This is a genomic window from Streptomyces sp. NPDC104307 (genome assembly GCF_055584045.1).
Window position 1 is genome coordinate 449,516 of sequence record NZ_JBVJMU010000006.1, and the last position, 21,324, is coordinate 470,839.

Consider the following 21,324-nt stretch of genomic DNA (forward strand, 5'->3'; position numbering starts at 1 on the left):
ACGGAAGCACTACGCTAACGGACGCCCGGGGGAGGCAGGATTTCCCCCTCGCGCCACGCCCGGCGTCAGCCAACAGTTCCCTGCGCGGTAACGCAGCGCATCGACAGGAGAGTTCCTCGTGCCGAAGTCACGTATCCGCAAGAAGGCCGATTTCACGCCCCCTCCGGCGAAGCAGGCAACGGCCATAAAGCTGACCAACCGCAGTTGGGTGGCGCCGGTCATGCTGGCGCTCTTCCTGGTCGGTCTGGCCTGGATCGTCGTTTTCTACGTGACCGACGGCGACCTGCCGATCGATGCGCTGGGGAACTGGAACATCGTCGTCGGCTTCGGCTTCATCGCCGGCGGCTTCGGCGTCTCCACCCAGTGGAAGTAGCCCCACCGAGCACGTAGCACCACAGCGGACCCCGGTTCCGCAACCCTTGCCCTGAGTTACCCACAGCGTTATCCACAGGCGGGGGAAAAGGTCAGACGATCTGTGGATAACTCCTTGACCGTTGACGCCGGTGTGACTGCAGCCGCCCCTCACTCGGGCGGTACGCCCCTTGTCCCAGCTGGAAAAACCCAGCTCAGCGGCAAGGGGCGCAGTTGTACCCACCGAATGCACAAGATCAGGTACACGCTGTGGACAACTTCGATCACAAACGGTCCGTATCGAGCTGACGGCGCACTTTCTACGTCAGTGAGGCTGTTCTGAGGACCACGATCAGGACCACCGCGACCAGGCCCACGGCGCAGGTGCCGTACTGCACCAGATTCCGCCGCTCGCGCGGAGCGTGCACCATGCCGATCGCGATCAGCGTGCCCGCGACCAGCCCGCCGACATGCGCCTGCCAGGCGATTCCGCCCCAGGGGTTGAAGGTGATGATCAGGTTGATCGCGAGGAGTGCGAAGACCGGGCGCATGTCGTAGTTGAGCCGGCGCATGAGCACCGCGGTGGCGCCGAGCAGACCGAAGATGGCGCCGGAGGCGCCCAGCGAGGGCTGGTTCGGCGCGGCGAGCCAGTAGGTCAGGGCACTGCCCGCCAGCCCCGAGAGCATGTAGAGCGCGAGGAAACGGGCGCGGCCGAGCGCCGCCTCCAGCGGACCGCCGAGCCACCACAGCCCCATCATGTTGAAGGCGATGTGCCACACCGCCTCGTGCAGGAACATCGACGTGACCAGCCGGTACCACTGGCCCTCCGCGATTCCCTCCAGCGGACCGCCGTAGTAGAAGTTTGCGCGGCCCAGCAGCTCCAGATCGTTGACCAGCGCGCTGTTGGCCAGCACCGCGACGAACACCGCGATGTTGATCCCGAGCAGGATCTTGGTGATCAGACGGGGGTCCGCCGCGACCGAGCCGCCGGCGATCGTGCGCGGCCGGCTGGCGGCCGGGCTGTGTCCCGTACCGGATCCCTGCCGGACGCAGTCCGGGCACTGGAAGCCGACCGAGGCGCTGACCATGCAGTCCGGGCAGATCGGGCGGTCGCAGCGGGTGCAGCGGACCCCGGCCTCCCGGCCCGGGTGGCGGTAGCAGGTGACCGGACCGTCCACGGGAGCGGACGCGTTCTGCTCGCCCGGCGGCTGCTGGTCCATCGGTCCCATCACTTCCCGGTCCCCTCGGTCCTCGTCATCACGGCGGGGCGCACCGAGCAGCCCCGCACGTCCGTTCTGTCATCAAGTACGGACGGGCGGGGCAGTTGGTTCCCGGACGGATCAGAGAGTGAGCGGCCGGCTACGTTCGGCGCTCCGCGCTCAGCGCTTCTCGACGACGACCGACTCGATGACCACGTCCTGCAGGGGGCGGTCGGTGCGCGTGTTGGTCGGGGCGGCCGCGATGGTGTCGACGACCTTCTGGCTCGCCGGGTCCGCCACCTCACCGAAGATGGTGTGCTTGCCGGTCAGCCAGGCGGTCGGCGACACGGTCACGAAGAACTGCGAGCCGTTGGTCCCCGGGCCGGCGTTCGCCATGGCCAGCAGGTACGGCTTGGTGAAGGCCAGATCGGGGTGGAACTCGTCACCGAACTCGTACCCGGGGCCGCCCGTGCCGTTGCCCAGCGGGTCGCCGCCCTGGATCATGAAGCCGCTGATGACGCGGTGGAAGACGGTGCCGTCGTACAGCCGGTCCGTGGACTTGTTCCCGGTCGCGGGGTGGGTCCACTCGCGCTCACCGGTGGCGAGCTCGACGAAGTTCCTGACCGTCTTGGGCGCGTGGTTCGGCAGAAGCCGGATCTCGATGTCGCCCTGATTGGTCTTCAAGGTGGCGTAAAGCTGCTCGGCCACGATCTGCCTTCCGTAAGTCTGCTCTGACGTCCACCGATCCTTGCACGGACCACACCCCGCGTCGCCCGTCCCGCCCGCGCCGCACGGGCGTCCCGACACACCCCGCACGGGCGTCCCGACACGGCCTCCGGCGAAACGAATGCGGCCAAGTGCGTGACGAACCGGCGCGTGCCGGGCCGAACCATGGCATTGTCGTCGACAGGCTCCCCCTTGCACCTCATTGCCCGAGGGTGTCCCTCATGACCTGAATAACCCGGATGCCCGCCCCGCGTGCCGCGCAGGCCCCGAGTAGGCATGATCTCGAATTGGGTGGACAGGCGGAGTACCAACCCGCCATCAAGGAGGAGGATCCCGTGACCCGCATCGACAGCGTGCGCGCCGCAACCGACTCGGCGAGGGACAGCGTGCAGCACGCCGCGGAAGTGGCGGCCCCCTACGCCGACACGGCCAGGGAACAGGCCGTTCACTACGCGCACGAGGCTCGTACGCTGCTCGCGCCGAAGGTTTCGAAGGCGGCTCAGCAGGCCCGCGTCCAGTACGGCGCGCACCTCGCACCACGTATCGAACTCGCCCGTACGCATGTGCCCCCCAAGGTCGACGAGGCCGCGCAGCGCGCCGCGGTGCGCACCCGTCAGGCGGCCCGGAGCGCGGCGGACTACACCGTGCCCCGCGTCGAGCACGCGATGGCCGCGGCCCAGCCGGTCGCTCAGGAGGCCAGTGCCCGCAGCGCCGCCGCACTGGCCGCTCTGCGCGGTCAGGTCACGGCGAAGGAGATCAGGAAGCTGACCCGCAAGCACGAGCGGCGGGCCAGGGCGGGCCGCACGTTCAAGGGGCTGGCCGTGGTCTCCGTACTCGCGGGCGGCGCCTACGTCGTCTGGCGCTGGTGGGACAAGCAGGCCAACCCCGACTGGCTGGTCGAGCCGCCCGCCCCCACCGAGGTCGACGACCGTGCCCCGCTGACCTCGGTCGACGGAAGCGGCTCGACGGTCCTCGACCCCGACGTCCAGGCCAAGCAGGCCGACGCGGAGGCGGACGGACCGGACGCCGTGGACGGCACGGACCTGGACGACCGTCCCTGACCTGCGACTGAGCAGTAGCAGAACACAAGCGGGCGCCGGAGGACCTCAGGGTCTTCCGGCGCCCGTCATTCGTTCCCCGCCCCTGCTCTGACCAGCCCGGTCTCGTAGGCGAGGACCACCGCCTGGACCCGGTCGCGCAGCTGGAGCTTGGCGAGGATGCGGGAGACGTGGGTCTTGACGGTGGTCTCGGAGAGGTGGAGACGGGCGGCGAGTTCGGTGTTGCTCAGGCCCTGGGCGAGCAGGTGCAGTACGTCCCGTTCGCGCGGGGTCAGGGCGTCCAGCCCCGGATGCGGTGCGGCGGGCTCCGCTTCGGGTGCCCGGCGGGCGTGGCGTTCGACGAGTCGGCGGGTGATGGCCGGAGCGAGGAGCGCGTCGCCGGTCCGTACGAGCCGGACGGCGGCGACGAGGTGTTCCGGGGTGACGTCCTTGAGGAGGAAGCCGCTGGCACCGGCCGACAGCGCCTCGTAGACGAGCTCGTCGAGGTCGAAGGTGGTCAGCATGATCACGCGGGGTACGGCGGCCGCGTCCGGGAAGTCGCGCAGGATGCGGCGCGTGGCCTCCAGTCCGTCGAGCTCGGGCATCCGGATGTCCATGAGGACGACATCGGGGCGGGTACGGAGCACGGCGTCCACGGCCTCGGCGCCGTCGGCCGCCTCCGCGACCACGTCGATGCCCTCGGCCATCAGGATCATGCGGAATCCGGTGCGCACGAGCGCCTGGTCGTCGACGACCACCACGCGCGGTGGGTGACTGGTCACGACGGCTCCAGAGGGATCACGACGGCGAGGCGGAACCCGCCGTCGGGGGTCGGTCCGGCGTGGAGGGTACCGCCGTAGACCGCGATTCTCTCCCGCAGTCCCAGCAGCCCGTGGCCTCCCCCTCGCACCACGCCGGGTCCCGGTGTGCCGCCGGTGTCCACGACCTCGGTGCGCAGGGCCTCGGGCCCGTAGTCGAGCGCCACCCGCGCGCTCGCGCCGTGCGCGTGCTTGGTGGTGTTGGTCAGTGCCTCCTGGACCACGCGGTAGACGGCGAGACCGATGCCGGACGGGACCGGACGGCGGTTTCCGGTCACCGTCAGCTGGACCATCAAGCCCGTCTTCCGCACCCGGCCGACGAGCGCGTCGAGCTGGTCGGGGCCGGGCTGCGGGGCGAGTTCCCCGACGGGGGCGGCGGGGTCTTCCCTGGCGTTCATGGTGAGCAGCCCCATCGTGTGCCGCAGTTCCGCCATCGCGGAGCGGCCGGCGGACTCCACGGCCAGGAGCGCCTCGCGGGCCATCGCGGGTTCGGCGTCCATGACCTTGCGGGCGGCGCCCGCCTGAATGATCATCATGCTGACGTTGTGGGTGACCACGTCGTGCAGGTCGCGCGCGATACGGGCCCGCTCGCGCTCGGTGGCGCGGCGCAGCTCCGCGGCCTGTTCCCGCTCCAGGGCCGCCATGCGTTCCTGGCGTGCGTCGGCGCGCGTCCGCCACTGCCGCATGCCGTCCGCGACGGCGGCGAGCGGCAGCACGATGAGCAGGGCGACGTACTCGTTCTGGACGGTGGGTACGTCCGGCGTCCTGGCCCCGTTCAGGACGAGCAGTGCGACGGCGACGCTCGCCAGGGTGGGTACGCGGTACGGGCTGTGCATGACAGCGGAGTACGTCGCGACCAGGGCCGTGTAGAGGATCATCCGCGCCTCGCTGCCCGGCGCGATCAGCCCTGCGGCGATCACCGCCCAGAGCACGGCCAGCGGGTAGCGGCGGCGCAGCGCGAGAGGCAGGGAGCACAGGAGCATCGGTGCCAGCGCGCCGACGTAGTTGCCGGAACCCTCGACCACCCGCACCGTGCCGTCGACGATCCGGTAGGTGCGGTCCATGCCGACGCTCAGCCCGGAGTTGACCGCGGCCACCACGGCGAACAGGGCGAGGCCCCCGTCCAGGACCAGGTCACGCCGGGTGGGCCGGGGTATCGGACCCGTCGGCCGCAGCAGCGCCGCGAGGCCGTCCCGCAGCCGGTACGCGGCCGGTACGTTCATCACCCGCCGATTGTCACAGTCCTCCCTCGCCCGCCGCGTCCTCCCTTCGGCCCGTGCCCACGCACCCGCCGTACTCCGCTCGTCTACATCGCGCGGAGGACCCCGGCCGGCGTCCTCCGCGCGGAGGAACGGAAAGGGTCCGGGCGCCGGACGCGGCCGCCCGCGCCGCGCTCGTAGCGTCCAGCGGTGCGGGTCAACGGGGCCCGCACCGAAGGGGGAGGACGACGCGTGACTGCCGTACTGAAAGCCCAGGGCCTGGGCAAGAGATACCGACGGCGGTGGGCCCTTTCGGACTGCACCCTCGATGTTCCCGCAGGCCGCGTCGTCGGTCTGGTCGGCCCCAACGGAGCGGGGAAATCAACCCTGCTGAACCTCGCCGCCGGTCTGCTCGCCCCGACCACGGGCACCATCGAGGTCTGCGGCGGCCGCCCGGCAACCGGCCCCGCACAGCTCGCCAAGGTGGGCTTCGTCGCCCAGGACACCCCGACCTACGCCGCCCTGTCCGTCGAGGACCACCTCGCGCTCGGTGCCCGGCTCAACCCCCGCTGGGACGCCGCGCTCGCCCGCGACCGGATCCGCCGCACCGGTCTCGACCCGGACCAGCGCGCCGGCCGGCTGTCCGGCGGGCAGCGCGCCCAGCTCGCCCTCACGCTGGGCCTGGCCAAACGCCCCGAACTCCTCGTTCTCGATGAGCCGGTCGCCGCCCTGGACCCGCTGGCCCGCCGCGAGTTCCTGGACGATGTCACGGAGGCGATCGCCGGGCGGGAGATGACCGTACTGCTCTCCTCCCACCTGGTCTCCGACGTCGAACGGGTCTGCGATCACGTCATCGTGCTCGTCGACTCACGCGTTCAGGTGAACGCCTCCATCGACGCCTTGCTGACCGGTCACCACCGCCTGACCGGTCCGTCCGGCGCCCCGGCAGGACTGCCCCTCGGCCACCACGTCCTCAGCACGTCCCGTACCGCCGACGGCCCCACACACGTCGTACGCGGCGATGCCCCGGCGCGGCTCCCGCAAGGCCCCGGGTGGACGGCCGAGCCGCTTCCGCTCGAAGACATCGTCCTGGCCTACATCGGCCGCCGCACCACAGCCGCCCCGGCCCCTGACACCGGCCCCGGCACCCCCGACCCCAGCCCCACTCCCAGCCCCGTCGATGATCCGGAGACCCGCCGATGATCTGGCTGACCTGGCGCCAGTTCCGCACCCAGGCAACGATGTTCACCGGCGCACTGGCTGTCCTCGCCGCCCTTCTCGCCGCAACCGGACCCCACCTGGCCGGACTGCACACCACCGCGGGGCGCGGCATCATCTCGCAGCTCACCGGCACCGACACCGCCCTCTACTTCGTCGGCGCCGTGACCGTCCTCCTCGCACCGGCCCTCATCGGCATGTTCTGGGGCGCCCCGCTCGTCGCCCGCGAACTGGAGAGCGGCACCCACCGCCTCGCCTGGAACCAGGGCGTGACCCGCACCCGCTGGCTGCTGACCAAAATCGGCCTCACCGGCCTCACCACCGTGGCCGCGAGCGGTCTGATCAGCCTCGCGGTCACCTGGTGGAGCGGCCCCGTCGACCGGGCCGTCGCCGCGGGCGGATCCGACAACACCGACAACTTCGTCCCCCGCATCGACCCGACGATCTTCAGCGCCCGAGGCATCGTTCCGCTCGGCTACGCCGTCTTCGCGTTCATCCTGGGCGTCACCTTCGGCATCCTCATCCGCCGCACGCTCCCGGCCATGGCCGCCACCCTCGCCACGTACACCGCGGTCTTCCTCCCGATGCCGCTGTGGATCCGCGCGCACCTGGCCCCCGCAAGCACTGTCACGGTCCCCTTCACCCCTGAACGGGGGGCGAACTACCTCCTCGACTCCGTCTCCCACGTCGACATCGGCAGACCCGACACCTGGACCGTCGCGGAGCAGACCCTCGACGCCACCGGCCACCCCGCCCAGTCCCTGCCACCCGCATACGCCGACTGCGACTCGATCAAGGCCTGCGTCGACGCCCTCGCCGGTGCCGGCTACCGGCAACGCGTCACCTACCAGGCCGCCGACAGCTTCTGGACCCTGCAATGGGCGGAGACCGGCATCTTCCTCGCCCTCGCCGTCGCCCTCGGTGCACTGTGCGTCTGGTGGACTCGCCACCGAATGAGCTGACGGGTCCGGATATGAAAACACCCCTCTGACCGCGTATTCGCAGGTCAGAGGGGTATATCAGGTGGAGCCTAGGAGATTCGAACTCCTGACATCTGCCTTGCAAAGGCAGCGCTCTACCAACTGAGCTAAGGCCCCGGATAGCGGGCACCACCGGACGCACCGGCACTGTGGTCACCGCCGCAGACCAGAGTACCCGCTGTCCCCCCGAATCCTCCAAAAATTGGGGCTCCCGGTCGACGACCACGCTCCGTAAGATGCTCGTCGGGGTTCGCAGCAGCGAAGCCTCAGCGAAGGGGAGACGCTATGGACGCGGCACAGCAAGAGGCGACAGCCAGAGCCAGGGAACTTCAACGCAGTTGGTACGGGGAACCGCTGGGGGCGCTCTTCCGTCGGCTGATCGATGATCTGGGCCTGAACCAGGCGCGGCTGGCGGCGGTGCTCGGGCTGTCCGCCCCCATGCTCTCCCAGCTCATGAGCGGTCAGCGGGCGAAGATCGGCAACCCGGCAGTGGTGCAGCGCGTCCAGGCACTCCAGGAGCTGGCCAGCCAGGTCGCGGACGGCAGTGTCAGCGCGGGAGAGGCCACCGACCGGATGGAAGAGATCAAGAAGTCCCAGGGCGGCTCCGTGCTCACCGGAACCGGCCAGACATCTTCGACCAGCGGAGCGCCCACCGTGCGCCGCGTGGTCCGCGAGATCCAGTCGCTGCTGCGGTCCGTCGCGGCGGCCGGTGACATCATCGATGCTGCGGACTCCCTCGCCCCGACCCACCCGGAACTGGCAGAGTTCCTCAAGGTGTACGGAGCAGGACGCACCGCGGACGCGGTGGCGCACTACGAGGGACACCAGAGCTAGTCCGGGCAACCGGCCGGACAGCCGCAGGATCCGGGCACGGGGCACACGCGCCGGCCGAGAGCAGGAACGGGGAGCGAGCGCAGCGCAATGGGTGAGGTCTTCGCTGGTCGGTACGAGCTGATCGATCCGATCGGACGTGGTGGGGTCGGGGCTGTCTGGCGTGCCTGGGATCACCGGCGCCGCCGCTATGTGGCGGCCAAGGTCCTCCAGCAGAGCGACGCACACACGTTGCTGCGCTTCGTCCGCGAACAGGCCCTGCGGATCGAGCATCCACATGTGCTCGCTCCGGCCAGCTGGGCCGCGGACGACGACAAGGTCCTGTTCACCATGGACCTCATCACCGGTGGTTCGCTGGCCCACGTCATCGGTGACTACGGACCGCTCCCCCCTCGGTTCGTCTGCACCCTGCTCGACCAGTTGCTGTCCGGACTGTCGACGGTGCATGCCGAGGGGGTCGTGCACCGGGACATCAAGCCCGCCAACATCCTCATGGAGGCCACCGGCACCGGCCGGCCGCACCTGCGGCTGTCCGACTTCGGCATCTCCATGCGCAAGGGCGAGCCGCGCCTCACCGAGACCAACTACGTGGTGGGGACGCCGGGTTACTTCGCTCCCGAGCAGATGATGGGCGCGGAGCCGGACTTCCCCGCAGACCTCTTCGCGGTCGGCCTCGTCGCCCTGTATCTGCTCCAGGGGAAGAAGCCCGACGCCCAGGCACTCATCGAGCACTTCGCCGCGCACGGCACACCCGGCGCTCCGCAGGGCATCCCCGAGCCTCTCTGGCAGGTGCTCGCGGGTCTGCTGCAGCCGGACCCGCAGGCCCGCTTCCGTACGGCCACGGGCGCGCGCAAGGCGCTGACCGCCGCCGTCGAGATGCTGCCCGAGCCCGGCGCGGACGACGAGCCGGTGGAGGTCTTCGACCAGATCGGCCCGCTGCCCGACGGCTTCGGTCCCACGGGCCCGGTGCCCGCCCCCCAGCAGCCCGGCCACCCCGGCTCCCCGACCGGACAGGCTCAGGGACAGGCAGCGCAGGTACCAGGGCAGCACACAGGCCCGCAGCACACGGGCCAACAGCCCACGGAGCAGTCGTACGCGCAGCCCCCGGCCTCGATGTCGGAGACGGGCAGCTTCCACCTCCCGCCACCCCCGCGGCAGCCCGAATCCGCGCCCCAGGCCCCGCAGCACGCTGCCCCCGCCGCTCACCAGCCGGCGCAGCCCGGCACTCCGGCCGTGCCTCCCGGTATCCCCGCCCCGCAGCATCCGGCGCATGCGGCATCCCCCTTCCCCTCCGCCGTGCCGAACCCCTCACAGGCCCCCACGGCGGCGGTGCTGCACGAACAAGCTCTCACTCGTCCATACACCGCTCAGCCGTCGCAGGTTCCCGCTCCCGGACCGGGAATTGCCGGGGCCGGGGCGCCGCCGCACTACGCGCAGTCGCCGTCGCCGCAGGTCATGACCGCTTCGCAGATCCCGGCGCGCGCCCCGCAAAAGCGTCCGGGACCGTCCACGAAGGTGGCGGTCCCGGTGTTGCTGGTCGCGCTGATCTGCTTCGCCGTGGGGATCTGGGCCCTGACCCAGGCCTGACCGAGGCGCTTCGGCACCCCGCGCTTCGGCACCCCGGCAGCCTTCGGCCCGTCCGGCTACCAGGCCTGCGGCGGGCCTCCGTACGGATGCTGCTGCCCGCCGTCGGCCGGCCCGCCCGGTGCCGCGGTCGCTGCCCGCCCGCGTCGGGCGAGCAGCATCCACGCACCGAGCCCGAGCACCAGCACGGCGCCCGCGCCGATGCCGGCCGCGCCGAGCAGCTTCATGTTGCCGCTCTTGCTCTCGGCGGCCTGGGCGCCGCTCTGGCCGCTCCTCGCCATGTCCTTGTCGTCCTGTGAAACGCCGAAGATCCCCGCGTCCCCCTGGTACGGCGAGTCCCCGGCCTTCCCCTCGACCTTGACCGTGAGGGTCAGCGGGAACGGCTTGGAACCGTATGCTTTGGCGACCTCCGGGCTCAGTGTCACGGACAGGTAGTACCAGCCCGCGAAGCGCATCGCGCTGACGCCGGTGGCGGAGGCGAACCTGTTCTCGTACGCCACCGGAGGCACCGGGTCCAGCGAGACCGAGGCCGGTTTGCCCGAGTAGGCCATCGGGGACGCGTTGTCGACATGGCCCTGCGCCGGGTTGTCCAGGGACAGGGCGAGCGCACCGCTGACGTACTCGTCCGCGTCCGGGACGGTGCTGTTGCCGAGCGCGGCGGTGGCGAAGATCTGCTGGCCCCAGTCCACCGGAACCCGGTAGAAGAGCGTCTGGCCGGGCTTGGCCTCGTCCTTCCACTCACCGGTCTGCAAACTCGTCGCTTCGTAGTAACTGCTGCCGCCGTGCCTGCGGTTGTCCTTCGCCGCCTCGGGCGGCTCCGGTGACGCGGACGGCCAGTCCTCCGGCGCCTCGGTCCGCGTCGCCCCGCCCTTCGCGAGCCCCGGCTCGGAGGCGTACCGGATCTCCAGGTCCCACTCCCCGCGCCCCGAGGTGTCCTCGCTCTGGCGCTCGATCAGGACGTTGTACACACCGGCGCCCTGGCAGCTGTTGCTGTCCTTGCGCACGCTGCGGTGGGCGTACGCGGCGATGGGACGCGGGTACTCCGCGGACCCGAAGCGCGCGCTCTCCGTGCTGCACGCCAGGTCCGACTTGTCCCTGATGCTGATCGAGATGCCGTCCCCGTAGGCGACCTTGCCGCCGTCCTTGGGCACGACGACGGCCGAGACGTACGCGTTCGTCGTCGCCTTCAGGTTCAGCCGGTAGTACAGCTTCTGGCCGAACTTGATCGAACTCCGGTAGACCGAACCGGCCGTGAGCTCGTTCGCATCGGTACTGACCTCGGCGCCACTGACCGTCTTGGCCTGCGGTTCGAAGGCGTACGCGGCTGCCGCGCCGGCTCCGTAGGCCTGCCCCGGCAGCGCCGCCACCGCGCACATCGCCGCGACCGCGGCCAGTATCGCCCGGCCCCTGCTGCGCTGCCTCATCACGCGCTTCCCCTCGTCGTCCGTGCGGCTGCCCCGCGGCGGTTGCGTACATATACGAACACGGCGATGAGCACAGCCATGACGGCCGCCCCGGCAGCAGCCGCGATGCCGGTCCATCCTGCCCCTCCAGCACCACCGCTGTCTGCGGACGCGGTCGACTCGCCCTCCTTGTCCGCATCCTTGCCGGTGGCCTTGCCGTTACTGCCCCCGGATCCGGCCGCCACGGGCGCCCCGTGCTGCGGGCCGGTCCGCTCCGCACCGAGCACCGACACCCGCAGCACCAGGCCGATCTGCGGGTTCTCCGCGATCTCCGCGGCCCGCGCGCCGAGCGTCACCGAGATGTAGAAGCCGCCCCTGGCGTGCACCGGCTGGACATTGCTCCGGTCCTCGTAGCGGTTGGTCCAGGAGACCGGGACACCGCCCATCGGAAGCGCCGAAGGCCGCCCGTTGTACATCGTGGTCGAGGTGAACTCGCCGCCCCCGGTGAGGGGATAGCGAGCCGGGGTGTAGAGCTGGGTCGCCCCGTAGGAGTAGGTGGCGGAGGTGCGGTCCACCGTGGGCTCGTTGGCGAACTCCACTTCGTAGCGCACCTGCTGGCCCCAGCCGGCCGGGACCTTGTACCAGAGCGTCTGGGACGGCAGGATCCGGTCGCGCCAGACGCCCTGCCCGATCTTCCGGGCATCGTTGAATCCGGTGCCGCCCCGCACATCGCGGGGATCGTCCGTCGGCAGCACGGCCTCCTTGCCGCCACGTCCGTACTCCGCCTCCGACTGGGCGGGCAGCACGCCCTTGTCCAGTGGCGCCTCGACCCCGTACACGAGCTCCAGCGGCCAACGTGCCGCGTCGGAGCCCTTCTTGCTCTGCCGCTCCACCACCAGCCGGTAGCGGCCCGCACGGTCGCAGGGGCGGCTTCCCTCCTCCGAGCGGATCCGGGCGACCGCCGATGTCAGCGGGGCCGCCCCCTCCTTCTGCAGGAAGCGCGCGGTGTCCGTCCCGCAGGAGCCGTGCTCGTCGTACTCGATCCTGGTGCTCAGCGCGTCGAACGTGTCGACGGCCGCACCCGGCTGCGGCACTGCCGTAGCCGCGAAGTCCGCCGTGGACACCGCGTCCAGATCCACCGCGTAGTACCGCTTCTCGCCGGGCCCGATGGTGTCCAGGTACTGCCCGGGTACCAGCACGGGGGCCCGGTCCGCCGTGGCCGCGCCCGTCACCCGCTCGCCCCGGAAGCGGTACCCGTCGGCGGAGAGCTGCGCGGCGCGCTGGAGCTGACGAGCAAGCGCCTTGGCGTCCGGGGCGTCGTAGTAACGCCCGTTGCCCGCCCGCGCGATGCATTCGAGCTGTTCGCGGGCCGCGCCCTTCACCTGGAAGCCGACGGTGTCGATCCGCAGCCCGATGCCCTCCTTGCCGAGCTGCTCGGCGACCTCGCAGGGCTGCGGGGTACCGCAGTTGTCCTCGCCGTCGGAGATCAGCAGGATCGTGCGCGTACCGATGGCGCCGGCCGCGGGCTGCGGCAGATCCCGCTCGGCCTTCCGGAGCGACAGGCCGATGGGGGTGTCACCCCTGGGCCGTACCGCCGCTACCGCCCGCTTCAGCGCGGTCCGGTCGAGCCCCCGCACCGGGCGCACGAGGCGGGTGTCCGTGCAGCCCTGCGGCCGGTCGGCGCCGTATACCCGCAGGCCCGTCGGATGGCCGTCGGGAAGGGCGTCCACGACCGTGCCGACGGCCGTGCGGGCGCTCTCCATCCGGGTCCGGCCCGTACCGTCGTCGTCCCCCATGGAGCCGGACGAGTCGAGCACCATGACCAGGCTGCCGCTCCCGCCGGTTGCGGCCGCGTCCGCCGCCGCACCGGTCCCCCCGGGGGCCGCCACAGCGGGCAGCGCGCCCGCAACCAGGGCGAACAGCGCCCCGCCGATCAATGTCCCCGCCCGCACCGTGCGGCAATGGCTGCCAGCCCTCATCCGTTCCCCCAGACCGAAATCCCCGGCTTCTTTGCTCACGCAACCTATTGATTTGCGCAGGTGAACTCAAGAGCACAGGTGTCACGGTCCCGCAACAGCACGAAGCCCCGGCCGCTCAGGCGGCCGGGGCTCTCGCGAACAGGCTGTTCTGTCTCACACACCCGAACCTGCGGGCACGGAGTCAGTCGCCTCCGTCCACAGATCCTGCTCGGCGCGATCCGCCTGGATCTGGCGGTACACGAGGAGCCCGCCGATGGCGGCCAGTGCGACCAGGAGAAGCTTCTTCACCGCGCGACCTCGTCTTTCGTTGGCGTAGGGGACTTCTGCCGCCCGACTATACACACCGGCCGATATCGACCGGTGACCTCCCCGCAACCCAACTGGGGCCTGCGGAAAAGCGATCGTCGGAGGATCGGGCCACCCCCGCCGACGCCCTGTCACCACCCCGTCACCGACGCCTGTGAAGGGCCCCGCTCCGGCCGATCGGGCCCGGTTGCACCATACGAGTGGTGTTCATCCGAACATCGGCACATCGGCAGCGTCGGTCCGTGAAATCGCGCCCCGAATCCACATCATCAGGAAGGTAAGCAAAACGGACCACCTGAAAGTGAGTGAGGGGCCATGAGCACCTACCGGGCCAAGAACATCTGGACCGCCTTCATCACCGCGTTCTTCGCACTTCTCGCGGCACTGGGCCTCGCGGGCTCCACCGCTTCGGCCACGGAAGCCACGGTCACGGAGCCGGCGACCACGACCCACGAGCACACGGGTGCGACCGCGGCAACCGCGACCACCCCGTCGGTGCGATGGACCCTTCCGCGTGACCGGGCGCTGCCGCCCACGATGAAGCAGCGCATCCGCGCCGAGGCACACGGCTCCTCACCCTCCACCCGGCATCTGTCCGCCAACACCACGGACAGCACAGACACCACGAACACCACCAGTACCGCCCGCGCCTCGCACGGAGCCCCGGCGGGGGACGCGTCCCTGCTGCCCCCCTGAGAGCGGCGCACCTGACTCCCAGAGCCCCCGGGCCGGTTCACACCGGACGGGGGCTTTCCCGTGCGCCCGGCCACGCAGAAGGCCACAGCACAGGTCACAGCAGGGGGGCCACAGCAGAGGTCACGGCAGGGGGCCGCAGCAGGGGCCACTGCAGTCACGCGCCCGTACCGGACGGGACACCTGGACGCACCCGGAGCACGCGGAGCACCCGTCCCCGACGGTGCGACCGGAGCAGGCCAACACCACCGGAACGACCGGAGCAAGCCCCCTACCACCGCAGCAGGCCCGGTACCACCGGAGCGACCCCCCGACCCCCCGTCCCCCAGCCCAACACCGCGCCCCCGCCCACGCAGAAGGCCCGGTCCCTCCGAAGAGGAACCGGGCCTTCTGTTTGTCGCTGTGGGGCTAACAGGATTTGAACCTGTGGCCTCATCCTTATCAGGTCGATCACGAGGTCTCTGGAACGTCGGCAAACCCGGCTTCCGCTTCTGCTGGCAGCCCATCGGCGTTCGGCTGTATCCGTCGTTGTCCGGCCCTGTTGGTGTCAGGCGCTGATGTCAGCGATGGGAGGCGTTCTTGACGCGCGACCACCGGTGCCACTGCCCGAACAGGAACCGATGACAAGCCATGAGAAGAGCAAGGCACAGCACCAGCAAGCCGAAGGCTTGGAATAGCTCAAGGCTCAAGCCCCGCTGACGGACAACTAGGACGCCGCACACCAGAAACAGCACCACGAAGGCCAGGGTTAGGACTCTTGCGAAGAACAAAACAAGTGAACGTAGTGCGTACATGCTTGCCTCTCTGTTCGCCTCAGAGACGGGGACGCTAGCAGTTCGACTACCTGCCTTTGCTACCCGACCTCACCCACCACTCGCCCCAGCTCCCATCCCGTCCGCCTTCGACCCACACACCGTGGAGCGGTCGTGGTTCAGGGCGTCAAGGTGGAGCGCGCCACTGTACGAACGACCTTGACGCCCTGGGCCGCGACTGCTCGGCTCTGCCTGGGTCGAAGGTGGTCGGGATGGGAGCCCCACGACGCTCACCACGAATCCGCCGGCACTCGCGAACGGCGCCCCGACCCATCCCGGAGTCTGAGCGCCCCCGCCGGAGGCATGTCCTTGGCCCGCGGATCGGTCTCGACTCATGCCCTTCGGCCTATCCACTGCGGGCGCGCGTCGGCGGCGGCAGCGACGAGCGGGCCGAAGGCAGGAGCGCGGGAGCGGCCAGAGCCGGGAAGCGCGCCCGGCGGAGCGGAGCGCAGCCGGGTGCCTTGATGAGGTAGAGAAACCTGTAACAGCTCGCGTTGTCAGGCGGGTGCCACGAAGCAGGCCGCGTCAAAGCTCTCCCCGGAAAAGGTGTGCGTTGCCTCATCGAACCGCTGCCAGCCAAGTCGCTCGTACAGGCGGATCGCTGCGGCATCCTTCGCCAGCACCTCAAGAACCAAGCGCAGGTTGTTCGCTCTGGCGTAGGACACTGCGGCGTTCACCAGGTGCTTCCCTGCGGAGCCCTTGCGTGCGTCACTGACGACGAAGAGCCTTGCTAGTACAGCGACCTGCGAGGAGTTGGCGCCGCTCTTCTTGCTCCAGAGGCGCGCAACCTCGTCTTCTGCCTGCGGACTGTTGACTGCGACATGCCCCACCACATGTCCATCCAGCTCGGCAATCCACGCCGCCAGAAGCCCGCCGGGAGAGAGCCATCCTTGAGGGTCTTCCACACCTTCAACGGGATAGCCATCGGATTCGTGCACTGCGGTCAAAACCTTTGCGGCTTCGGCAAGGTCGCGGGCTTCGCGCCGGCGGATCACAGGCTTCGGCATAGTGTCCCCTTCGCCTTCTTACTCAACTGGCAGTTCATAGAGCAGGCCGGTTTGGTCAGCCCGGTGCACGTACCTGGACACTTCGAAGGGCTTGAGGTCCTGGTCGAGGCTGGTGTGCAGCACTTCGAGGATCGGAACACCCGGCAGAAGTTGAAGAATCGCGGCTTCTTCCGGTGAGGGCATCCGAGCGCTGATCTCGTCGCGTACCCGCGTCATGACGTGTCCGAGCTCCTCAAGCCGCCCGTAGATCCCGTCTTTGCCGGTCTTGGGCAGCATGAGAAGGGTGTCCCTGGCTTCGTCCCAGCGCAGGTAGGTGGACACGATCTGCACGGGTTCGTCATCCGCGAAGTAGTGGTTTTCCCGGTGCAGGACGCTCTGCTCGTCGGCCGGCACACCGAGACGCTCCGCTACGTCGAGGGGAGGGGTCTCGCGGGCAATGGATGGGACGTCGATCCTCGGGGTTTTGCCCTGTCGCTTGGCTTCGAGTCTGAACGGCGTCAGCCCGGTCTCGCGATTCTTGATCGAGTAGCGATCACTACCGAACCTGAACAGCCTCCGTGGCTCCCGAACGAACACGCCCCGCCCGTGCTTGGCGGTGACGAGACCCTGTTCGGCAAGCAGGCGAACGGCCTCGCGCGCCGTGTTGCGCGCCGCCCCGTACCTCTCCGCCAGCACGCGCTCGGAAGGCAACTTCTCCCCGATTGGGATGTCACCGGCGTGGATCTGCCGACGCAGTTCCTCTGCGATGCGTCTGCTTGCTGGCTGCTGAGTAGGGGACTCGGACGGGGTCATGGGAACAGCGTAGCAACTGGCTCAAGCCAGAAGCTTGACGGCGCTCACGACGCATGTTCAACTGGCTTAAGCCAGTAAGTGGCTCAAGCCAGTTGGGGCTGGCAATTCTGATGCTGCCCCGATGCGACTAGGAGACTGCTATGCCGTCGTTCAAGATCGATGTTTCGACCGCTGTCGTGTTCGTTGCGACGCCTCCGACCCCGAAGCTCGTAAGCAAGCAGACCGGTGAGATCGCGATGGACCGGGAGACCGGCGCTCCGCTCGCGACCGTGGGTCTTCTGATCTCGGACGACGGGGAGGGCAACCTCTACCAGGTGACCGTGCCGAGCACGGGTGTCCCGGAGAGCCTGACCCCGGGGACGCCGGTCACGGTGATCGGCCTCAAGGCCCGCGACTGGGAGAACACGTTCAACGGTCAGACCCGGCACGGCATCAGCTTCCGCGCGGTAGCGATCACGGCGGGTGCCTGATCATGCCGGACCTGTCCATGATGATCGAGACGGCCGGGGCCTTATCGGCTGCCGGCGGCCTCGGATACGCGAAGGGTCACGCGCCTCGGGTGTTCTGGTCGCTGGTGGGTCTGCCGGTGGCTCGGGTCCGGTTCGCGGCTACGTACCGCTCGACGATGGATGTATGCGGTCTGACGGTTCAGCCGTCCCGGCTGCGGGCGTTCATGGTCCGCAACGTGACCCGTCGCCAGGATGTGCAGCCGGTCCCTCCGAGGGTGCGCCGGGTCCGTGGTTCCTCGACCGGGATGCGGGCAACCCTCCGTCTCCCCGCCGGCCTGGAGCCTGCGGACGTGGCTGCGGCATCGGAGCGGCTGCGGCACGCCTGGGGTGTCCACTCCGTCCACGTGGTCGAGGTGAAGCCCGGGTTCGTCGAACTGCGGATGACCGGGTACGACGTGCTGCGGCGGGTGAAGATGCCGCGCCGGCTGCCGCGCAAGGTCGCCTCGGGCCCGCTGGTGGTTCCGGTGGCGTTGCGGGAGGACGGGACCGCGTTCGTCCGCGACTACCAGAAGATCCCGCACGGCCTGACCCTGGGCGCGAATCAGTCGGGCAAGTCGATGTATCAGCGCAACCTGATCACCGGACTGGCCAAGCTCCCGGTCGCCCTGGTCGGGATCGACTGCAAGCGCGGTGTCGAACAGCGCGGCTACGCACCCCGCCTCTCCGCCCTGGCCACCACCCCGGACGAAGCCTCCAGCCTGCTTGAGGTCCTCGTGCGGGAGATGGAGGACCGGTTCGACATCCTGAGCGCCCACGGGGTTTCGGACCTGTGGGATCTGCCCGCCAAGCTGCGGCCGGTGCCGTTGGTCGTCCTGGTCGATGAGGTGGCCGAGCTGTTCCTGACAGCGGTCAAGAAGGATGAGGAACGGCGCGATCAGATGGTGATGCGCCTGGTCCGTCTCGCACAGATGGCCCGCGCGGTCGGCATCTATCTGGAGATCTGCGGGCAGCGTTTCGGCTCGGAACTCGGCAAGGGCGCAACGATGCTCCGTGCCCAGCTCACCGGCCGTGTGGTGCACCGCGTGAACGACAAACAGACCGCCGATATGGGCCTGGGCGACATCGCCCCGGACGCGGTCTTCGCGGTCACCACGATCCCGCCGGACCGTCCCGGTGTGGCGGTGGCCGGCGACTCCTCGGGCGGCTGGTCCCGCATCCGCACCCCGGAGCTGAGCGCCGCCGACGCGGTCGCGATCTGCCGCGAGTACGCGCACCTGACCCCGGACATCGAGGCACTGGCCCCGTTCCGCCCGGTCGTCCGCACCACCCCGACCCCGGCTGCGCCGCTGGTCAGCCCGGTGCCGGTCACCGAGTAGCACCCCGCACCCCCGGTTGGCGTGACCTCTCGCGCCAGGTCCCTACCCCGCCCATGCCCGGAACCGAAAGGAATCCAGCGCCATGGCCACCACCCAACGGACCACCAAGAAGCCCCTCCCGACGAACCCCGCCCCCGTCGCACCCGGTGACTGCAAGCCGTGCGGGGGGACCGGAAACGTCCCCACCACGGTCCGCGTCGGCCGCAAGCGCCGCCCGGTCGGCCAGCAGGACGGGCTCTGCCTCAACTGCTTCGGCGCCGGCACCGACCCGGATGCCTGAACCCCGCTGCTCCGGGTGCTGGGCGGTGAACCCCATATCCCGCCCGGCCCCGGCACCACCCCGAACCGGAGGTGAAATCTGATGTCTCGAACCATCCGCCTGGACGCCGTGCTGGTCCAGGCTGTCATCGCCGGGGCCCTGTCGTTCTCGCACCTGCATGACCTTGCCGAAGCAGCCGGACAGGACGGCTGGAAGGCCTGGGCGTATCCGATCAGCGTGGATTTGCTGCTGGTCGCTGCCTGGCGCCGGATGCGCGTCACGGCGGGCAACCGCCCGGCCTGGGTCTGGTTCGTCATCGCCCTGACCGCATCCCTCGGCGCGAACATCGCGACCGCCGGAATGCTCAACCTCGACAACGCCCCTGCCTGGCTCCGCATCCTCGTCGCCGGCTGGCCCGCCCTCGCCTTCCTCGGCGGAACCCTCCTCGCCCACACCCCCACACCGGCCCCGGTCGGATCCGAACCGCTACCCGAACCGGCTGCACCGCTGCCTGCTCCGGCACCCGAACCGGTCCCGGACGTCACGGTGGAGCGCGCCCCGGAACCGGCCCCCGAACTCCCGCCGGCCCTCGACCCGGCCCCGGGCCCGGTCTCGGCCGCTGTGGCAACTGCGGTTCCTCCAGCGCTGCTCGATCACGCCCGGAAGCTCGCCAACACCCACCACGCCACGACCGGCAACCACATCGACACGGAGACCCTGCGCGCCCGCCTCGGTGTCCCCGCACCGCTGGCCGACTCCATCGTCGCCCAACTCGCCTGACAGGAAAGGAAGTTCACGCTATGGCGCGTCCGAACCGCTTCACCAACGTGATCCGTATCGGCCCCGTCCAGGTCGGCACCCACTACGACGGCCGGGGCCGCACCAAGCACACCGCCGCCTGCACCGCCCCCGGCTGCAACTTCTCCGCCGACTACCACGGCCGGGCCGCCGCCGAACTCGCCGCCCGCACCCACCGCTGCAACCCCTGACCGGAGGTGACCCCATGCGCTACCCCGAGGACCAGTTCAACGCCGGTCACATCCCGGCGGACCTGCTCGGACAGCTCCCGGCCGGCACCGACCCGAAACAGATCGTCATCGTCCGGACCGCACCGCGCAACTACACCGGACCCATCCTGCTCGCTCTCGCGACGACCGGCGGAATCGCTCTGGTCATTTTGATGATCGCCGTGACGATCCACGTGTTCGCCGCCGCGACCGTTGCGGTTCTCTCCGCCAGCGGTGGCCTCGGCCTCACGCTCAAGCGCTCCTCGCATCACAGCAAGTAGCCCCCGGGGCGGCCTCAACCGCCAAGTTTCCGCCGCCCCGGGCGCCTCAACACCTTCCAGATCACGCAGACCCGAAAGGGAAATCCCATCATGCACCAGCACACCCTGCCCCGGCCGATCTGCGGCCACTGCGACGGCTTCCCCACCGTCGCCATCACCACCGGCCAGACCACCCCGGACGGCCACCGCGAGACCGTCACCGCGACGTGCCGCCCCTGCAACGGCACCGGCCACACCATCCCCGCCCGCACCTACACCCACGCCGGGGCGTGACCGGCATGGCTGACCTGACTCCCACCCCTGACCGCCCCGGCCTGCACGTCAGCAAGCCGTCCCCGAACACCCCCGCCACCGGGTCCGCCGTGTGCCACTGCGGCGCCTCGGCCACCGCCACCGGAGACGCACAGGTCCGTGCCCTCGTCGAGGGCTACACCGCCAACCACGGCCCCGCACACCGTGACGGGGGTGCCCGCCGATGAACACCGCCCCGCTCCGCGCACTGCGCGTGCTGGACCTGTTCTGCTGTCAGGGCGGCGCCGGCATGGGCTACCACCGCACCGGATTCGACGTCACCGGCATTGACCTCGCCCCGCAGCCCCGCTACCCCTTCCGCTTCATCCAGGCCAACGCGCTCGACTACGTCCGCGAGCACGGCGCTGAGTTCGACTTCATCCACGCGTCCCCGCCGTGTCAGCGCTACAGCCGCGCGCAGAAGATCCAGCACCGCGAACACCCCGACCTGATCGCCCCCACCCGGGCAGCCCTCGAAGCAACCGGCCGCCCCTGGGTCATCGAGAACGTCGAGGAAGCGGCCCCCGAACTCCGTGACCCGGTGACGTTGTGTGCTGCCGCGTTCGGGATGCGGACCTACCGCCACCGCCTCTTCGAGACCGGCGGCGGTTTCACCTTCGCCCCGCCCCTGCACCCCGCGCACTGGGCGCCCTTGACCAAGATGGGCCGCCCCCGGGCCGCCGGGCACTTCGCGCACTACGTCGGCAACTTCTCCGGGGTCCAGGA

The 21,324-nt window shown here is 70.0% G+C and carries 26 protein-coding genes and 1 tRNA gene; 16 read left to right on the forward strand and 11 right to left on the reverse strand.

Annotated elements, in window-relative coordinates; genetic code table 11:
- Positions 1 to 118 precede the first annotated feature (118 nt).
- Positions 119 to 373 (forward strand): cell division protein CrgA, encoded by a 255-nt coding sequence (gene crgA, locus ACZ601_RS19410; protein ID WP_073733268.1) that lies wholly within the window; start codon positions 119 to 121, stop codon positions 371 to 373.
- Between the two features lie 298 nt (positions 374 to 671).
- On the opposite strand, the gene ACZ601_RS19415 is transcribed toward crgA, so the two are convergent.
- Entirely contained in the window at positions 672 to 1,571 is a 900-nt protein-coding gene (locus ACZ601_RS19415; RefSeq protein WP_469539417.1) for a rhomboid family intramembrane serine protease, read from the reverse strand.
- Between the two features lie 159 nt (positions 1,572 to 1,730).
- Entirely contained in the window at positions 1,731 to 2,258 is a 528-nt protein-coding gene (locus ACZ601_RS19420) for a peptidylprolyl isomerase (protein ID WP_440578463.1), read from the reverse strand.
- Between the two features lie 353 nt (positions 2,259 to 2,611).
- Between ACZ601_RS19420 and ACZ601_RS19425 the strand changes: the two genes are divergently transcribed.
- Positions 2,612 to 3,337, forward strand: coding sequence for a DUF5324 family protein (locus ACZ601_RS19425; RefSeq protein ID WP_440578462.1), 726 nt, complete (start codon positions 2,612 to 2,614; stop codon positions 3,335 to 3,337).
- 65 nt (positions 3,338 to 3,402) lie between these two features.
- On the opposite strand, the gene ACZ601_RS19430 is transcribed toward ACZ601_RS19425, so the two are convergent.
- Positions 3,403 to 4,095, reverse strand: coding sequence for a response regulator (locus ACZ601_RS19430; RefSeq protein WP_469539422.1), 693 nt, complete (start codon positions 4,093 to 4,095; stop codon positions 3,403 to 3,405).
- A complete protein-coding gene (locus tag ACZ601_RS19435) occupies positions 4,092 to 5,354 on the reverse strand; it encodes a sensor histidine kinase (RefSeq protein WP_469539519.1) in 1,263 nt (420 codons plus the stop codon). The genes ACZ601_RS19430 and ACZ601_RS19435 overlap by 4 nt, the downstream gene beginning before the upstream one ends.
- Positions 5,355 to 5,582: 228 nt before the next feature.
- Here ACZ601_RS19435 and ACZ601_RS19440 point away from each other — a divergent pair, with 228 nt between their 5' ends.
- Complete coding sequence (locus tag ACZ601_RS19440) at positions 5,583 to 6,533, forward strand: ABC transporter ATP-binding protein (RefSeq protein WP_469539425.1); 951 nt, start codon at positions 5,583 to 5,585, stop codon at positions 6,531 to 6,533.
- Positions 6,530 to 7,510: an ABC-2 transporter permease gene (locus tag ACZ601_RS19445; protein ID WP_469539428.1), complete on the forward strand. Its 981-nt coding sequence runs from the start codon at positions 6,530 to 6,532 to the stop codon at positions 7,508 to 7,510. The genes ACZ601_RS19440 and ACZ601_RS19445 overlap by 4 nt, the downstream gene beginning before the upstream one ends.
- A 62-nt stretch (positions 7,511 to 7,572) precedes the next feature.
- Here ACZ601_RS19445 and ACZ601_RS19450 read toward each other — a convergent pair.
- A tRNA-Ala gene (locus ACZ601_RS19450) sits at positions 7,573 to 7,645 on the reverse strand.
- Between the two features lie 168 nt (positions 7,646 to 7,813).
- Here ACZ601_RS19450 and ACZ601_RS19455 point away from each other — a divergent pair.
- Together ACZ601_RS19455 and ACZ601_RS19460 are read left to right on the forward strand one after the other, a co-directional pair.
- On the forward strand, positions 7,814 to 8,362 hold the full coding sequence (locus ACZ601_RS19455; RefSeq protein WP_024489493.1) for a helix-turn-helix domain-containing protein: 549 nt from the start codon (positions 7,814 to 7,816) through the stop codon (positions 8,360 to 8,362).
- 87 nt (positions 8,363 to 8,449) lie between these two features.
- Entirely contained in the window at positions 8,450 to 9,946 is a 1,497-nt protein-coding gene (locus ACZ601_RS19460) for a serine/threonine protein kinase (protein WP_469539432.1), read from the forward strand.
- Between the two features lie 56 nt (positions 9,947 to 10,002).
- Here the strand turns inward: ACZ601_RS19460 and ACZ601_RS19465 are convergent, their stop codons facing one another.
- The 3 genes from ACZ601_RS19465 to ACZ601_RS19475 all read right to left on the reverse strand — a co-directional run bounded on the left by ACZ601_RS19465 (position 10,003) and on the right by ACZ601_RS19475 (position 13,613).
- Positions 10,003 to 11,367, reverse strand: a complete 1,365-nt coding sequence (locus ACZ601_RS19465) for a hypothetical protein (RefSeq protein WP_469539435.1) — start codon at positions 11,365 to 11,367, stop codon at positions 10,003 to 10,005.
- The gene (locus ACZ601_RS19470; protein ID WP_469539438.1) at positions 11,367 to 13,325 is read right to left on the reverse strand and encodes a vWA domain-containing protein; all 1,959 of its coding nucleotides are present in this window, start codon (positions 13,323 to 13,325) and stop codon (positions 11,367 to 11,369) included. Before ACZ601_RS19470 ends, ACZ601_RS19465 begins: the two co-directional genes overlap by 1 nt.
- A gap of 153 nt (positions 13,326 to 13,478) precedes the next feature.
- Positions 13,479 to 13,613 (reverse strand): DLW-39 family protein, encoded by a 135-nt coding sequence (locus ACZ601_RS19475; RefSeq protein ID WP_003958712.1) that lies wholly within the window; start codon positions 13,611 to 13,613, stop codon positions 13,479 to 13,481.
- Positions 13,614 to 13,946: 333 nt separating this feature from the next.
- Between ACZ601_RS19475 and ACZ601_RS19480 the strand changes: the two genes are divergently transcribed.
- Complete coding sequence (locus tag ACZ601_RS19480) at positions 13,947 to 14,327, forward strand: DUF6344 domain-containing protein (protein WP_440578912.1); 381 nt, start codon at positions 13,947 to 13,949, stop codon at positions 14,325 to 14,327.
- A gap of 557 nt (positions 14,328 to 14,884) precedes the next feature.
- Here ACZ601_RS19480 and ACZ601_RS19485 read toward each other — a convergent pair.
- From ACZ601_RS19485 to ACZ601_RS19495, 3 genes are all read right to left on the reverse strand, one after another.
- Positions 14,885 to 15,061, reverse strand: a complete 177-nt coding sequence (locus ACZ601_RS19485) for a hypothetical protein (protein WP_469539443.1) — start codon at positions 15,059 to 15,061, stop codon at positions 14,885 to 14,887.
- Between the two features lie 572 nt (positions 15,062 to 15,633).
- Positions 15,634 to 16,143 carry a GNAT family N-acetyltransferase gene (locus tag ACZ601_RS19490; protein WP_469539445.1) on the reverse strand — a complete coding sequence of 170 codons (510 nt, stop codon included), beginning with the start codon at positions 16,141 to 16,143 and terminating at the stop codon, positions 15,634 to 15,636.
- Between the two features lie 18 nt (positions 16,144 to 16,161).
- Positions 16,162 to 16,935, reverse strand: coding sequence for a GntR family transcriptional regulator (locus ACZ601_RS19495; RefSeq protein ID WP_469539448.1), 774 nt, complete (start codon positions 16,933 to 16,935; stop codon positions 16,162 to 16,164).
- Between the two features lie 140 nt (positions 16,936 to 17,075).
- On the opposite strand from ACZ601_RS19495, the gene ACZ601_RS19500 reads away from it, so the two are divergent.
- The 9 genes from ACZ601_RS19500 to ACZ601_RS19540 all read left to right on the forward strand — a co-directional run.
- A complete protein-coding gene (locus tag ACZ601_RS19500; protein WP_328898328.1) occupies positions 17,076 to 17,405 on the forward strand; it encodes an SCO3933 family regulatory protein in 330 nt (109 codons plus the stop codon).
- A gap of 2 nt (positions 17,406 to 17,407) precedes the next feature.
- Positions 17,408 to 18,760 (forward strand): FtsK/SpoIIIE domain-containing protein, encoded by a 1,353-nt coding sequence (locus tag ACZ601_RS19505; RefSeq protein ID WP_469539451.1) that lies wholly within the window; start codon positions 17,408 to 17,410, stop codon positions 18,758 to 18,760.
- A gap of 82 nt (positions 18,761 to 18,842) precedes the next feature.
- The gene (locus ACZ601_RS19510; RefSeq protein ID WP_469539453.1) at positions 18,843 to 19,040 is read left to right on the forward strand and encodes a hypothetical protein; all 198 of its coding nucleotides are present in this window, start codon (positions 18,843 to 18,845) and stop codon (positions 19,038 to 19,040) included.
- Positions 19,041 to 19,121: 81 nt separating this feature from the next.
- Positions 19,122 to 19,799, forward strand: coding sequence for a DUF2637 domain-containing protein (locus ACZ601_RS19515; RefSeq protein ID WP_469539456.1), 678 nt, complete (start codon positions 19,122 to 19,124; stop codon positions 19,797 to 19,799).
- 20 nt (positions 19,800 to 19,819) lie between these two features.
- Positions 19,820 to 20,008, forward strand: coding sequence for a mobile element transfer protein (locus ACZ601_RS19520; protein WP_303260801.1), 189 nt, complete (start codon positions 19,820 to 19,822; stop codon positions 20,006 to 20,008).
- A gap of 14 nt (positions 20,009 to 20,022) precedes the next feature.
- Positions 20,023 to 20,307 (forward strand): hypothetical protein, encoded by a 285-nt coding sequence (locus tag ACZ601_RS19525; RefSeq protein WP_469539459.1) that lies wholly within the window; start codon positions 20,023 to 20,025, stop codon positions 20,305 to 20,307.
- A 90-nt stretch (positions 20,308 to 20,397) separates the two neighbouring features.
- Complete coding sequence (locus ACZ601_RS19530) at positions 20,398 to 20,580, forward strand: hypothetical protein (RefSeq protein ID WP_469539462.1); 183 nt, start codon at positions 20,398 to 20,400, stop codon at positions 20,578 to 20,580.
- A 5-nt stretch (positions 20,581 to 20,585) separates the two neighbouring features.
- Positions 20,586 to 20,786: a hypothetical protein gene (locus tag ACZ601_RS19535; RefSeq protein WP_469539465.1), complete on the forward strand. Its 201-nt coding sequence runs from the start codon at positions 20,586 to 20,588 to the stop codon at positions 20,784 to 20,786.
- Positions 20,783 to 21,324, forward strand: a 542-nt coding sequence (locus tag ACZ601_RS19540; protein ID WP_469539468.1) for an SAM-dependent methyltransferase, incomplete at its 3' end; no start/stop codon positions are given. The genes ACZ601_RS19535 and ACZ601_RS19540, both read left to right, overlap by 4 nt.